General features: G+C 67.8%; 12 protein-coding genes and 1 pseudogene. 5 read left to right on the top strand and 8 right to left on the bottom strand.

The genetic code is table 11. The features are described from left to right. Window positions 1-230 (top strand): annotated as a pseudogene (locus FR943_RS09390) (HNH endonuclease signature motif containing protein); the annotation flags it as partial. A gap of 89 nt (window positions 231-319) precedes the next feature. Beyond that, window positions 320-1,108, top strand: coding sequence for a class I SAM-dependent methyltransferase (locus tag FR943_RS09385; protein ID WP_217156184.1), 789 nt, complete (start codon window positions 320-322; stop codon window positions 1,106-1,108). On the opposite strand, the gene FR943_RS09380 is transcribed toward FR943_RS09385, so the two are convergent. Both FR943_RS09380 and FR943_RS09375 read right to left on the bottom strand, forming a co-directional pair. After that, window positions 1,102-2,619 carry a DUF7782 domain-containing protein gene (locus FR943_RS09380; protein ID WP_218045470.1) on the bottom strand — a complete coding sequence of 506 codons (1,518 nt, stop codon included), beginning with the start codon at window positions 2,617-2,619 and terminating at the stop codon, window positions 1,102-1,104. The two genes, FR943_RS09385 and FR943_RS09380, sit on opposite strands and share 7 nt — an antisense overlap. Beyond that, entirely contained in the window at window positions 2,616-3,425 is an 810-nt protein-coding gene (locus FR943_RS09375) for an SOS response-associated peptidase (RefSeq protein WP_217156182.1), read from the bottom strand. Before FR943_RS09375 ends, FR943_RS09380 begins: the two co-directional genes overlap by 4 nt. Before the next feature lie 66 nt (window positions 3,426-3,491). Between FR943_RS09375 and aroA the strand changes: the two genes are divergently transcribed. The 3 genes from aroA to FR943_RS09360 are packed head-to-tail and all read left to right on the top strand — an operon-like array spanning window position 3,492 to window position 6,629. Continuing rightward, complete coding sequence (aroA, locus tag FR943_RS09370; RefSeq protein WP_217156225.1) at window positions 3,492-4,793, top strand: 3-phosphoshikimate 1-carboxyvinyltransferase; 1,302 nt, start codon at window positions 3,492-3,494, stop codon at window positions 4,791-4,793. A gap of 6 nt (window positions 4,794-4,799) precedes the next feature. Further along, a complete protein-coding gene (gene rsgA, locus FR943_RS09365) occupies window positions 4,800-5,780 on the top strand; it encodes a ribosome small subunit-dependent GTPase A (protein WP_217156181.1) in 981 nt (326 codons plus the stop codon). Between the two features lie 42 nt (window positions 5,781-5,822). Next, a complete protein-coding gene (locus FR943_RS09360; RefSeq protein ID WP_217156179.1) occupies window positions 5,823-6,629 on the top strand; it encodes an SDR family oxidoreductase in 807 nt (268 codons plus the stop codon). Between the two features lie 31 nt (window positions 6,630-6,660). On the opposite strand, the gene FR943_RS09355 is transcribed toward FR943_RS09360, so the two are convergent. The 6 genes from FR943_RS09355 to FR943_RS09330 all read right to left on the bottom strand — a co-directional run bounded on the left by FR943_RS09355 (window position 6,661) and on the right by FR943_RS09330 (window position 13,499). After that, on the bottom strand, window positions 6,661-7,104 hold the full coding sequence (locus tag FR943_RS09355) for a hypothetical protein (RefSeq protein WP_217156177.1): 444 nt from the start codon (window positions 7,102-7,104) through the stop codon (window positions 6,661-6,663). 122 nt (window positions 7,105-7,226) lie between these two features. Beyond that, a complete protein-coding gene (locus FR943_RS09350; RefSeq protein WP_217156176.1) occupies window positions 7,227-8,465 on the bottom strand; it encodes a fatty acid desaturase family protein in 1,239 nt (412 codons plus the stop codon). A gap of 68 nt (window positions 8,466-8,533) precedes the next feature. Further along, the gene (locus tag FR943_RS09345; protein WP_217156174.1) at window positions 8,534-9,682 is read right to left on the bottom strand and encodes a ferredoxin reductase; all 1,149 of its coding nucleotides are present in this window, start codon (window positions 9,680-9,682) and stop codon (window positions 8,534-8,536) included. A gap of 58 nt (window positions 9,683-9,740) precedes the next feature. After that, the gene (locus FR943_RS09340; protein WP_246584937.1) at window positions 9,741-11,156 is read right to left on the bottom strand and encodes a metal-dependent hydrolase family protein; all 1,416 of its coding nucleotides are present in this window, start codon (window positions 11,154-11,156) and stop codon (window positions 9,741-9,743) included. A gap of 15 nt (window positions 11,157-11,171) precedes the next feature. Continuing rightward, on the bottom strand, window positions 11,172-11,681 hold the full coding sequence (locus tag FR943_RS09335; protein ID WP_217156172.1) for a DUF6912 family protein: 510 nt from the start codon (window positions 11,679-11,681) through the stop codon (window positions 11,172-11,174). Window positions 11,682-11,690: 9 nt separating this feature from the next. Continuing rightward, window positions 11,691-13,499: a BCCT family transporter gene (locus tag FR943_RS09330; RefSeq protein ID WP_217156170.1), complete on the bottom strand. Its 1,809-nt coding sequence runs from the start codon at window positions 13,497-13,499 to the stop codon at window positions 11,691-11,693. Window positions 13,500-13,539: the final 40 nt, after the last annotated feature.

Genomic DNA, 13,539 nt, shown 5'->3' with positions numbered 1-13,539 from the left:
CCCCCACCGGCCACATCTACCACACCACCCCCTTCAGCCAGATCCTGTTCCCCGACCAGGCCACCCACACCCCCACCCCGGCCCCAACACCCGGCCCCGGCCCCGCCACCACCACCGACCGACACATCAAAATGCCCGTCCGCACACGCACCCGCCAACAAACCCGCACCCAACGCATCAACACCGAACGACGACTCAACACCGAACAAGACAAACCACCGCCCTACTGATCGAACCGGTAGTTCGGTCATCTCTTGAGCATCTGCCTGCCATCCAGGGCGCGGTAGCGTTTCGGCCTACCCCGTCTAGGCTCGGCTACATGCCTGAACCCACCCCGACGGACTGGTCCACCGGCCGCTACGAGTGCGTCGCCGAGCGCATCGCCACCATCGCGAGCGAAGTCGTCGCCGCCGTCGACCGACGCCAACCCCTCCATGACACCGCCGTGCTCGATCTGGCCTGCGGGACCGGCAACGCCGCCCTGGCCGCCGCAACCGCCGGAGCCCGGGTCACCGGTGTGGACCTCACCGCCGATCTGATCGAGATCGCGATGGGCCGGCCGGGCGCCGATGCCGTCCAATGGGTGGTCGCCGACGCCGCCGACACCGGGCTCCCCGCCGCGGCGTTCGCGGCGGTGGTGTCGAACATGGGCATCATCTTCGTCGAGCCGGCACGACTCGTCGACGAGGTCGCACGGGTTTTGAAACCCGGTGGAATATTCGGCTTTTCGGCGTGGGTGCGCGACGGGGTGGGCAGCCCGTTCTCCACACCGATCATTGAAACCCTGGGCCCGCCACAAGGGTTGAGCCACTCCCCGGACCAATGGGGCGACAGCGACATGGTGCGAGAGCGGCTGTCCGCCGCCTTCACCGACGTCGACATCGACACTGCCCGCTACACCTGGACGTTCGGCTCGGTCACCGACGCGATGTACTTCCTCGAGCATGAATCACCCATGCACGTCGACCTTTTGGGCCGGATCAGCGCCACCCAGCGCAGCCAGTTGCTCGCCGCCTTCCAGACCGCGCTCAGCGCCCACGCCGACCACACCGGCCAGGTGTCGTTCAGCAGCCCCTACCTGATTGCCACCGCGACGCGCACTCACTGAGCCTGGTACAGAATCCCGCGGCTGATCGCCTCACGCACCTCGGGCAACGCGGCCTGTGCCAACGCGTCCGCGTCGACACCGTGATGGGTGGCCAGCAGCTGGATCAAAGCGCCCAACGGCACCTCCCCCCGGCATCCGGCCAACAGCGCACGCAACACCTCGTCGACGCCGATCACCGCGGCCGGGCCGCCCGGGCGCCGCACCGCAGCGCCGATCGACTGCCAGCCATCGGGCCCGGGCAGCCACTGCTCCTCCAGGAACACCGGCGCCGTGGACAACCTGGCGGCCAGCAACGCCTCGTCGGACATGTCGCGCAGGTAGGCCCGCCGGGCGAAGAACGCGTCGACCTCCGACCCGGTGGGCGCCTCGTTGGCGCCGGTGACCTCCTCCAGAATCTGCTCGGGCGCCTCCCCGGGCCGCGGCACCCGCAACGAGATCATGCCCATGCCGACCCCGGCGATGCCCTGTTCGGTGAACCAGTCGAGCCACTGCCCGCCACGCAGCGCTTGGCGCTCCAGATCCTCCCCGGCATCGGCCAGCCAGAGCGATACGTAGCTGACCGGATCGGCCAGCTCACGTTGCACCACCCAGGCGTGCAGGCCGGTGCCGGCCAGCCAGCCGGAAACGCGCTCCCGCCAATCTGATCCGGAGCGCACGATCCAGTTGGCCATGATGTGCGCCGCGCCGCCGGGCAGCAGGTGATCACCCACCTGCTCGATCAGGTTCTGGCACAGGGCATCTCCGGCGATTCCGGAATCCCGGTAGAGGTAGTCCCGGGCACCGGAGCCCACCACGAACGGCGGGTTGGACACGATCAGGTCGAAACGCTCGCCGGCCACCGGTTCGAACAGGCTGCCGCACCGCAGATCCCACGACATGCCGTTCAGCCGTGCGGTCATCGCCGCCAAGGTCAGGGCCCGCTCGTTGGTGTCGGTGGCGACGATCTCGTCGCAGTGCGCGTTCATGTGCAGCGCCTGGATACCGCATCCGGTGCCGAGGTCGAGGGCGCGGCCGACGGGGTTGCGCGTGACCGCCCGGGCCAGTGACACTGACGCCCCGCCGATACCCAGCACGTGATCGTGGCGCAGCGGCCCGTTCCGCACCGCGGCGTCCTGGTCGGACACCACGTAGAAATCGCGCTGCCCGTCGCTGTGTGGCCGGATGTCCAGGGCCGCCCGTACCCGGTCACCGTTGACTTCCAGCACGCCGTTGCCGACCAGTGTCTGCAGGCTGCTCGACGGGAAGGCCGATTCGACCAACTCGGGGCTCTCCTCGGTGCCGAGCAGCATCAGCCGTACCACCACCGCCAGGCGACGGCTCTCGGCGGCAGCGGCCTGGGTGGCCCGCAGCGCCGGCCACCACACTCCGCGGCTCAGCGCGGCGTCGGCCTCGGCGCCCAGCAGGGCGGCCACACCGTCGGTGCTGTAGCCGGCCGATCGCAGATCGAGCCCGATCGCGTCGAGAAGGCCAGGGTCGACGCCTCCCTCAATCCCGGCTTCCGGAGCGCTCAAAACAATCCCATCTCTTCGGGCTCGGCCGGTTCGATGAGCTCGGGCCCGTTGTTGCGGACACTGTTGACCAGTCGCGACACCTCGCGCACGGCGATCCGGTCCAGATCACCGTGGCCACGCAGCAGCCCCTCGTCGATGGGGGCGTCGGGATCCATCCAGCGGTCCCAATCCGGGGCACTGATGGTCAGCGGCATCCGGTCGTGGATCTCGGCCAGCGGGCCGGCCGCGTCGGTGGTGATGATCGTGCAACTGAGCAGCGGCGGGGCGTCCTTGGGCGCGCCGGCCGGACGCCAGGTGGTCCACAACCCGGCCATGAACAGCAGTTCACCGTCGGCGCCGTACATGTAGTACGGGGTCTTCTTAGAAGAGCCGGCCTTCTTTGCGTCACTCCCCGGGTTCGGTTTCCACTCGTACCAGCCGTCCATCGGGATCAGGCAGCGCTTGTTCTTGGCGGAGTTGCGGAATGCCGGTGAGCTGGTGACCTTGTCGGCACGCGCGTTGATCAGCAGCGGGCCCTTGGTGTCGGGGCCGCCGTCCTCGGCTGTCTTCACCCAGGGCGGGATCAGCCCCCAGCGCATGGACCGGACGCGGCGGGTCGAGGAGTCCTCGGGCTCGCTGTGCCGTTTGACGACGCTGCTGATGGTGGAAGTCGGAGCCACGTTGTAGTTGGGGCCGGCACTGTAGTTGGCGGCGGGTGTACCGCCCGCGACATCCTTGTCCCCCGTGCTCGACGCGCTCTCGTCGATCGCCTGGATTTTCTGCGCCAGCAGCGCGGGATCGGTGGTCACCGCGAAACGTCCACACATAGAGCCCATGGTTGCAGAGTCGTGGGACAAGGCAGGATAGAGACCGTGAGTGCACGTGAGGAGCAGATGACGCACTGGCCGGCGCCGTCAGCGGCGACCCCGGTCGACGCCACCGTGACGGTGCCCGGGTCGAAGTCGCTGACCAATCGTGCGCTGGTACTGGCTGCACTGGCCACTCCGCAGGGCAGCTCGACGATCCACGGCGCACTGCGCAGCCGTGACACCGACCTGATGATCGACGCGATCCGCACCTTGGGCGTCACCGTAGAGCCGGCCGAACACGACGACACCGAGTTGACGGTCAGCGGCGGTATCGCACCGGCCACCGGTGCGCGGGTCGACTGCGGCCTGGCCGGCACCGTGTTGCGGTTCGTGCCGCCGGTCGCCGCGCTCAGCACCACCTCGGTGACGTTCGACGGGGACGAGCAGGCCCGGTCCCGGCCGATTTCCCCGCTGTTGGGCGGGTTGCGCGGGCTCGGCGTCGACGTGGCCGGTGACGGCCTGCCGTTCGCGGTGCACGGCCGCGGCGCCGTGGCCGGTGGCACCGTCGAGATCGACGCGTCGGGCTCCTCGCAGTTCGTGTCGGGGCTGTTGCTGTCGGGTGCCACGTTCACCGACGGGCTGACCATCGTGCATACCGGCACCTCGGTGCCCTCGGCCCCGCACGTGGCGATGACGGTGGCCATGTTGCGCGATGCCGGTGTGCACGTCGACGATTCGGTCCCGAACCAGTGGCGGGTGTCCCCCGGGCCGGTCGCCGCGCGGACCTGGAACATCGAACCCGATCTGTCGAATTCGACGCCGTTTCTGGCCGCGGCGATCGTCACGGGCGGAACGGTGCGGATCGCCGGGTGGCCGGACGTCAGCATCCAACCTGCCGACACCATTCTCGAGCTGCTGGCCAAGGTGAATGCCACTGTGCACCAACGTGGTTCACATCTAGAGGTCCGTGGCGCCGAAGGTTATGACGGGTTTGACGCCGACTTGCACGATGTCGGCGAGTTGGCGCCCACGGTGGCCGCGCTGGCTGCGCTGGCCCGCGACGGTGTCACCTCGCGGTTGCGGGGCATCGCCCATCTGCGTGGGCACGAGACCGACCGCCTGGCCGCCCTGACGGCCGAGATCAACGGGCTCGGCGGCGATTGCGCGGAGACCGAAGACGGCCTGCTCATCACCGCGCGACCGCTGCACGGTGGGACCTGGCGTTCGTATGCCGACCATCGGATGGCCACCGCCGGGGCGATCATCGGGCTACGGGTGCCCGGCGTCGAGGTGGAGAACATCGAAACCACGGCCAAGACCCTGCCCGACTTCCCGCTGATGTGGGTGCAGATGCTGGCGGGCGACCCGCCCCCGAGAGGGGAGTAAATCACCTTGGGAGCGCGGGAGTACGACGAGTCCGATGTCCGGATCAGACCGGGTAAAGGCTCTCGTCCGCGCACCAAGAACCGTCCCGATCATGCCGACGCCCGGTCGGCGATGGTGGTGACCGTCGACCGTGGCCGCTGGGGTTGTGCGCTGGACCGGGACCCGCATCATCGCGTGGTCGCCATGCGGGCCCGCGAGCTGGGCCGCACCCCGATCGTGGTCGGTGACGACGTCGACATCGTCGGCGATCTGTCCGGGCGGCCCGACACCCTGGCCCGGATCGTGCGTCGTGGTGAGCGCCGAACAGTTCTGCGCCGCACCGCCGATGACACCGATCCGACCGAGCGGGTGGTGGTGGCCAACGCCGATCAGCTGTTGATCGTGGTGGCGCTGGCGGACCCGCCCCCGCGCACCGGGTTCGTCGAACGCGCCTTGATCGCCGCGTATGCCGGCGGGCTGAAACCGGTACTGTGCCTGACGAAATCCGATCTGGCCGCACCGGAGCCGTTCGCCGCGCAGTTCGCGGATCTGGATCTGACGATCGTTACCGCCGGCCGGGAGGATCCGCTCGACGTGGTGGCTCCCATCCTGATCGATCAGGTCACCGTGTTCCTCGGCCATTCCGGGGTCGGCAAGTCCACTCTGGTGAATCGTCTTGTCCCAGATGCAGATCGGGCGACGGGCGAAGTGTCGGGAGTGGGCAAGGGCAAGCACACCTCAACCCAGTCGGTGGCGCTGCCGCTCGAGGGGGCCGGTTGGGTGATCGATACCCCGGGCATCCGCTCGTTCGGTCTGGCCCACATCCAGCCCGACGACGTGATCCTGGCGTTCTCGGATCTGGCCGAGACCATCGAAGACTGCCCGCGCGGCTGTGGACACATGGGGCCGCCGGCCGATCCCGAGTGTGCGTTGGACTCGCTATCCGGGCCGGCAGCCGCCCGCGTCGCGGCGGCGCGCCGTCTGCTGGTCATCCTGAAAGAGGCCTGACGATCGCCGGTTTGCCGGGCAGCGGCGCACTATGGTCGAGCCATGGCGACATATGTTCTCAGCGGTAGCGCCTCGGGGATCGGCGCAGCCACCAAGAAGCGACTGGAGTCCGACGGCCACCGGGTGATCGGCGTCGACATGCGCGACGCCGACGTGACCGTGGATCTGAGCACCTCGGACGGCCGCGCGGAAGCGATCGCGAAGCTCACCGAGCTCGCCGCCGACGGTATCGACGGTTTCGTGCCGTTCGCCGGGTTGGCCGCCGCGACGGGCCGTCCGGCCGATCTGCTCATTGCGGTCAACTACTTCGGCGCGATCGAGCTGCTGGAAGGCCTGCGCCCGTTGCTGGCCGGCCGGGAGACCGCGTCCGTGGTGCTCATCAGTTCGAATTCGACCACCACCCAACCCAATTGGCCGGTCGAGCTGGCCGAAGCCTGCCTGGCCGGCGATGCCGGCACGGCCAACACCATCGCCGCCAAGTACGGCGATTACGCAGCGCTGCAGGCCTATCCGGCGACCAAGGCCGCGCTGGCGTACTACGCGCGCACCAAGTCCGCGGAGTACATCACCGACGGCATCCGGCTCAACGCGATCGCGCCGGGACTCATCGACACCCCGATGACCCAGGAAGGGCGCAAGGATCCGCTGACCGGGGCGGGGATGGCGCAGTTCCTCAAGACCATTCCCGCCGGCCGGGGCGGACGGCCCGAAGAGGTGGCCGCGCTGGTGGCGTTTCTGCTGGGCCCGGAGGCGAGTTACTTCGTCGGTTCGGTGATCTTCGTCGACGGCGGCATCGACGCGGCGGTCCGCGGCAAGGACTGGCCGAAGGTCTGGGAAGTCGCCATGTGACGCGCGGCGAGGGTGCACGAAATGCCGGAAATCAGTGGCGTGTCGCCGGCAGACCCGCACGCTCGCGCAGCAGGGCGGCCTGCTGCTGTTCCTGCGCCTCGGCCGCCTTCTGCTTGGCCTCGGCAATGGCGGCGCGGCCCTCGGGGCTGGCCGCCGAGTTGCCCGGAGTCGTGGCGGTGGCCACCGCGGCGTTGCAGTTCAGGCTGAGCAGCTCGGTGTCGGTGACCGGGGAGAAGTCGTCGCCCTTGTGCCAGTGCGCCTTCTCCGCGTGGGTCACCACACAGTCGTCGTCGGACACCGAATCCCCCGAGCGGGCGGCGATCACGCCTTTCATCCCGGCATCGGCCAACTCCGATTCCACGTCGGAGTACTTCTGGCCGGCGTAGTCGTCGGCGGCGGCCACCCCGGTGGCCAGCACGCCCATCGGGGCGGCCGCACCGACCAGCACCACAGCCGCGGCAAGGATCTTCTTCACGAGCGAAAGCGTATGAACCCGGGCTGCCAGCTCCCTGGAAGCTTTCTGCCAATACGCCCAACGTGACGAAGGTGTCGAGAAATGAGTGATTTCTCGACACCTTCTTCACATTCGAACTGGGCTCAGCTGCGGCGCCAGCCCCGCACCGCCGCGATGGCCGTCTTCAGGCCGCGGCGACGCCCGGTGGTCGGATCGGTGACGCCGTACCCGTCGAGCGTTGTGAACATCCGCTCACTGCGGGTTTCCGGGGCGTTGTCGGCCGTGTCCTTCAGGAACCGGTCCGGCAGCGACAGTTTGGCGATGGTGCGCCAGGTCTTGCCGTACTGCACCAGGAACGGACCCGTGGTGTAGGGCAGGTCGTACTTGTCGCACAGCGCCCGCACCCGGATCGCGACCTCGGCGTACCGATTGCTCGGCAGATCCGGGAACAGGTGATGCTCGATCTGGTAGCTCAGGTTGCCGCTCATGAAGGCCAGCGCCGGACCTGAGTTGAAGTTGGCGCTGCCCAGCATCTGGCGCAGGTACCACTGGCCGCGGCTTTCACCGACCATGTCGGTCTTGGTGAATTTCTCTGCGCCATCGGGGAAATGGCCGCAGAAGATCACCGCGTTGGCCCAGACGTTGCGGATGACGTTGGCCACCGCATTGGCCTTCAAGGTGGACTTGAAGGTGGCACCGGGCGACAGCGACGTGAGCGCGGGCCACACCACGTAGTCCTTGGCCAGCTGGTGTCCGGCCTTGACGCCGAACTCGCGGACGCGCACCAGGGTGGCGTTGCGGTTGTCGCGGCCCTTGAAGATCTTGCCGAGCTCCAGGTGCTGCAGCCCCACGCCCCACTCGAAGCCGATCGCCAGCAGGGTGTTGAACAGCAGGTTGCCGTACAGGTTGAACGGCTTCCACTTGGCATCCCGGGTCACGCGGATGACGCCGTAGCCCACGTCGTCGTCCATGCCGAGGATGTTCGTGTACTTGTGATGCATGAAGTTGTGGGTGAACCGCCAGTGCTTGGACGCCCCGCTCATGTCCCACTCCCACGAGGACGAGTGGATCTCGGGATCGTTCATCCAGTCCCACTGGCCGTGCATGACGTTGTGGCCGATCTCCATGTTCTCGATGATCTTGGCCACGCCCAGGGTGATGGTGCCCGCCCACCACGCGGAACGCTTGGAGCTCGCCGCGAGCATCACGCGGCCGGCGACGTCGAGCGCGCGTTGCGCCGCGATGGTGCGGCGGATGTAGCGCGCATCGCGCTCGCCGCGGGAGTCTTCGATGTCTTGCCGGATCGCGTCCAGTTCTACGGCGAAATTCTCGATGTCGGCATCGGTGAGATGCGCGAATGCGGGAACGTCGGTTACTGCCATCGTCAGCCTCCTCTCAATGACCTACGGTAGCGTAACCTACGATCCCGTAGGTTACTAGCCAGTAAAGCTTACACATCCAGGACGCAGTCGCCGGAAGCGGCGGAAACACACGTCTGGATCCTGGTGCCCGGGTCGTGCTCGACGCCGGTGCGCAAATCGCGCACGTGCCCGTCGACCAGTCCCACCACACAGGACTGGCAGATCCCCATCCGACAGCCGAACGGCATCTGAATCCCGGCCTGTTCCCCCGCGTCCATCAACGGCGTCGCGCCGTCGACCGTGACCTCCTTGCCGCTGCGCTCGAACGTCACCGTGCCTCCGGCGCCGTGCGGAGCCGCCCGCGACACCGCGAACCGCTCCAGGTGCAGGTGCTCGGCGATACCGGCGGCCGCCCACACCCGCTCGGCGTCATCGAGCATGCCCTCCGGCCCGCACGCCCAGGTCTGACGCTCACGCCAATCCGGAACGACGTCGCCGAGGTGCGCCAGATCCAGCCTGCCTTCGGTCCGGGTACTGCGCAACAGCAGCCGGTAGCCGGTATGAGCATCGTGCAACTTGGCCAGCTCAGAAGCGAACATCACGTCGGATTCCGTTGGCGCGGAATGTACATGCACGATGTCGGTGATCTGGTCGCGGCGCGCCAGGGTGCGCAGCATCGACATCACCGGGGTGATCCCCGAGCCGGCCGTCACGAACAACACCGTCGCCGGTGCCGGATCGGGCATGACGAAGTTGCCCTGCGGGGCGGCCAACCGCACCACGGTGCCCGGGCGCAACCCGTCGACCAGATGCGTCGACAAGAACCCCTCGGGCATCGCCTTGACCGTGATCGCGATGGTGCGCGCCCCGGCTGCGGATGCCCGCTCCGGGGTCGAGGTCAACGAATAGGACCGCCAGCGCCAGCGTCCGTCCATCAGCACACCGATACCGACGTACTGGCCCGGCTGATAATCGAACGAGAATCCCCACCCCGGCTTGATCACCAGCGTCGCCGAGTCCGACGTCTCGCGCCGCACTTCGACCACCCGGCCACGCAGCTCCCGCGCCGACCACAGCGGGTTGGCCAGCTTGAGGTAGTCGTCGGGCAGCAGTGGCGTGGTCACCTGCGCGGCGATCCGGCGCAGCGCATGCCAGCCCGGGCGGCGCTCGGCACCGGCGATGGTGGGACGCACCGTGTCGGCCACACTGGCCGAGACCTTGATCGAGTTCTTGGCCATCAACCTACGGTACCGTAGGTTACCCGTCCGTAGCCAGTCGTACAGGCGACGCCGCAGGTCAGGGAGTCAAAGTGTTCTTGTAGGTGTGGCCGTCCTTCATGATCACGGTGAAATTGCGCTCCGGGTCGGCCACCAGGTCCAGGCGGGCCAGCGGGTCCCCGTCGACCAGCAGCAGATCCGCCAGGGCACCCTCCTCGACGACGCCGAGCTTGCCTGCGTACGGGCTGCGCTTGCCGGAGAGCGCCAACAGTTCGGCGTTGGTTGCAGTGGCCATCGTCAACGTCTCGGCCGGCGAGAACCACTTGCCCAGCCCGGCCAACAGCGCCCCCTGTTTCGGTGCCAGCTGCGGCGAGAACAGGATGTCGGTGCCGAAGGCCGTCTTGAGCTTGTACTTGCGGGCCAACCGGTAGACGTTGTCGACGCCGTCGACGATCTCCCTGGCCTTGGCGGCCTCATCGGAGCCCGGCGGGAACGCGCCGATCATCTCGGCCGGGATCGGTTGGGTGCTCAGCCAGATCTTCTTGTCCGCCATCTCTTTTGCCGTTGCCTCATCCATCAGATGGGCGTGCTCGATGCACGTGACCCCGGCGCGGATCGCCTGCTGGATGGTCTGCGGGGTGTAGGCGTGCACCGTCACATAGGTGCCCCAGTTGCCGGCGGCCTCGGTGGCGGCCCGCAGTTCCGGTTCGGTGAATGTGGTGACGTCGAGCGGGCTGTGCGGCGAGGACACCCCACCCCCGGCGGTCAGCTTGATCTGGGAGGCGCCCCGGAACAACTGCTCACGGGTGCGCAACCGCACCTCGTCGGGGCTGTCGGCAACCATGCTGCCGCCCATCTCCTCCTGCCTCGACGGCGGACCACCCGGACTGCGTGGCAGATCGGCCGGTTGCCGGAAGTCACCGTGACCGCTGGTGACGGTGATCATCGCGCCGGAGGGAAAAATCCGCGGCCCCTCGGTGACGCCCTCGTCGATCGCCTGCTTGAGACCGAAGCTCGGACCGCCCAGATCACGCACCGTGGTGAAACCTCGCATCAGGGTGTCGCGCGCCTCTGCGCCGGCCAGCAGATTGAGGTACCCGACATCGGAGGTCAGCAACTGCGACGCGGGCGGACGCACGAACATCGTGTGCCAGTGGTTGTCGATCAGACCCGGCATCAGCGTCCGACCGTCACCGTCGATCACCGTGGCCGCCGACTCTGCAGGCAGCGCCTCGGTCGAGATCCGTTCGATCCGGTTGCCCTTGATCCGCACGTTCGACGGTGCCGACAGCTGATCACTGTGGCCGTCAAAGATCCTGACGTTGCGGAAGTCCGTGACGGCCGGCCCCTGGCCCGGCGGTGCCGGCGGTGGAGCTTGCCGAGCCTGGCCCGGGACCGTCGACTCCGCGGGGGCGGCCGGAGAACCGTCGCCGGTCGAACACGACGCACACGCCAGGATCACGGCCATCGCGGCCAACAAGCCGAAGGTGCGCATGAAAATCCCTGTCGGTCAGAGCAGTTCGAGTAGGAAAGGCAGTTCCTGCGGGGCGTACCAGGCCAGGTCATGATCCTGGGCGTCGCCCACCGTGAGCCCCGCGTCCTCGTCCCCCAGATCCGCCTCGTCGATGGCGTCGACGGCCGCCAGCACCGCGGCCTCGGCGTCGGCGTTGTCGACGTACACCGCGACGACCGCGTCGATCGGCAGCGGCCCGGACAGCCGCACCACCGCGTCATCGAGATCGGGACGCAACGTCACCACAGCGTCCTCCCCGGTGTCGGCCACCACCACCGCGCGGCGCGGCGGCAGGCCCGAATCTGGCGGCACCCCGGCCAGCAGCCGCAGCGAGGCCAGCGCGGCCTCGCGCAACGCCACCTCGGCGAGTTCGTCGTCGTCGCCCTCCGAATAGGCCTCTCGCAGCGTCGGGGTGACCGCGAAGGCCGTCCCGTTCACGACGAGCAGATGACGGTCGGCGACAAGCTGTTGCAGGGCGACCAGGGTCGTCGGGATGTAGACGCGCACACCGCGAGGTTAGCCGCCGTCGGCGTCCTTTTTGGCTTCGGCCGGTTTCTCGTCGGCCCGTTTCTCGTCGGCCTGCGGGTCCTTCTCCACCGAGATCACGAAATCGTCGCCGTGCTGGGTGACGCCGCTGACCACCGCATCGTTGACCGCCTCCAGTGCGTACTCGCGGCGCACCACCAGCGGATCCCGGCGCAGATCACGGACCAGCGACACCGCCAGCCCGATCATCACCAGCACGAACGGCACCGCGACGATGATGGTGATCGACTGCAGCCCGTTGAGCGCGTCCGCCCCGCCGACCAGCAGCATCACCGCTGCCACCGCGCCCGTCGCGACGCCCCAGAAGATCACCGTGGGGCGGGTCGGCTTGATGGTGCCGCGCTCCGACAGCGAACCCATCACGATCGACGCGGCGTCGGCACCGGACACGAAGAAGATGGCGACCAGGATCATCACCACCACGCTGGTGACCATCGCGATCGGGTACTCGCCGAGCAGGCTGAACAGCTGCCGCTCCTGGCTGCCCATCCCGGCCAGGTCCACACCGTGCTCCTGCTCGAAGATCGCCGCACCGCCGAAGACGCAGAACCACACCACCGACACCACGCTCGGCACCAGCAGCACCCCGGTCACGAATTGCCGAATGGTCCGGCCGCGGGAGATCCGCGCAATGAACATGCCGACAAACGGAGTCCACGAGATCCACCACGCCCAGTAGAAGATGGTCCAGCTCGTCAGCCAGGTGCTGACCACTTCGCCTTCGGCGCCGGTCCGGGCCGCCATCTGCGCCAGCTGGTCCACATAGCTGCCGATGGAGGTCGGGATCATGTTCAACATGAACATCGTCGGTCCGACCACGAAGATGAACAGCGCCATCCCGACCGCGAGCACCATGTTGATGTTGGACAGCCACTGAATTCCACGTGCCACACCCGACACCGCGGACAGCACGAACGCGATGGTGAGGATCGTGATGGTGCCGATCAGGATGGCGTTACCGGTCTCCCCGATTCCGGCCACGATGTGCAGGCCGCTCCGGATCTGCAGCGCGCCCAACCCCAGGGAGGCAGCCGATCCGAACAGGGTGGCGAAGATCGCCAGCATGTCGATGACCTTGCCCCACGGCCCGTTGACATGTTTGCCGAGCAACGGTTCGAACGCCGCACTGACCAGCTGCAGCCTGCCCTTGCGGTAGACGCCGTAGGCGATGGTCAGGCCGACGACGGCGTAGATCGCCCATGGATGCAGCGTCCAATGGAACATCGTGGTGGCCATCGCGGTCTCCGCGGCCCGGGGGTTGCCCGGTCCCCCGGTCCCGGGCGGCGGCGAGGCGAAGTGCGACAGCGGCTCGGAGACCCCGAAGAACATCAGCCCGATGCCCATACCGGCGCTGAACATCATCGCCACCCAGGACACCGTGCGAAACTCGGGCTCGTCGTCATCGCGGCCCAACGGGATGTTGCCGTATCGGCTCATCGCCAGCCAGATCACGAACACCACGAACCCGGACGCGGTCAGGACGAACAGCCAGCCGACATTGGCCATCACCCAACCCAGGGCGTTGGACGACGCGGTCGCAAGTGACGCGGTGTCGACGAATCCCCAGACCAGGAACGCGATGGCGATCGCGGCGGTCACCCCGAACACCACCCAGTCCATCCCGGCGCGGCGGGTATACGCCTTCTGCTCGACCGGAACATCGAGCACAGGGTGGTGGGGCACCACATCGCCGGTCGGCGACTTCAGCGCCTTCTTCGTTGTTTCCTTGACTTCTTGCGTGTGCTTGTCAGATCTACTTTTTCGTGTCTCCGTGGCCATGGTGAATTCATCAGACCGCGAACCGAGCGCGAGGTCAAAT

Source organism: [Mycobacterium] fortunisiensis (assembly GCF_019050325.1).
Classification (GTDB): Bacteria; Actinomycetota; Actinomycetes; order Mycobacteriales; family Mycobacteriaceae; genus Mycobacterium; species Mycobacterium fortunisiensis.
The sequence above is the reverse complement of the archived record's forward strand: the minus strand, read 5'-3'. Positions and strand labels throughout refer to the sequence as shown.

Coding starts and splice junctions, on each gene's coding strand:
- FR943_RS09385 (WP_217156184.1), top strand. CDS start 320: ATGCCTGAACCCACCCCGACGGACTGGTCCACCGGCCGCTACGAGTGC.
- FR943_RS09375 (WP_217156182.1), bottom strand. CDS start 3,425: ATGTGTGGACGTTTCGCGGTGACCACCGATCCCGCGCTGCTGGCGCAG.
- aroA (WP_217156225.1), top strand. CDS start 3,492: ATGACGCACTGGCCGGCGCCGTCAGCGGCGACCCCGGTCGACGCCACC.
- FR943_RS09360 (WP_217156179.1), top strand. CDS start 5,823: ATGGCGACATATGTTCTCAGCGGTAGCGCCTCGGGGATCGGCGCAGCC.
- FR943_RS09350 (WP_217156176.1), bottom strand. CDS start 8,465: ATGGCAGTAACCGACGTTCCCGCATTCGCGCATCTCACCGATGCCGAC.
- FR943_RS09345 (WP_217156174.1), bottom strand. CDS start 9,682: ATGGCCAAGAACTCGATCAAGGTCTCGGCCAGTGTGGCCGACACGGTG.
- FR943_RS09340 (WP_246584937.1), bottom strand. CDS start 11,156: ATGCGCACCTTCGGCTTGTTGGCCGCGATGGCCGTGATCCTGGCGTGT.
- FR943_RS09330 (WP_217156170.1), bottom strand. CDS start 13,499: ATGGCCACGGAGACACGAAAAAGTAGATCTGACAAGCACACGCAAGAA.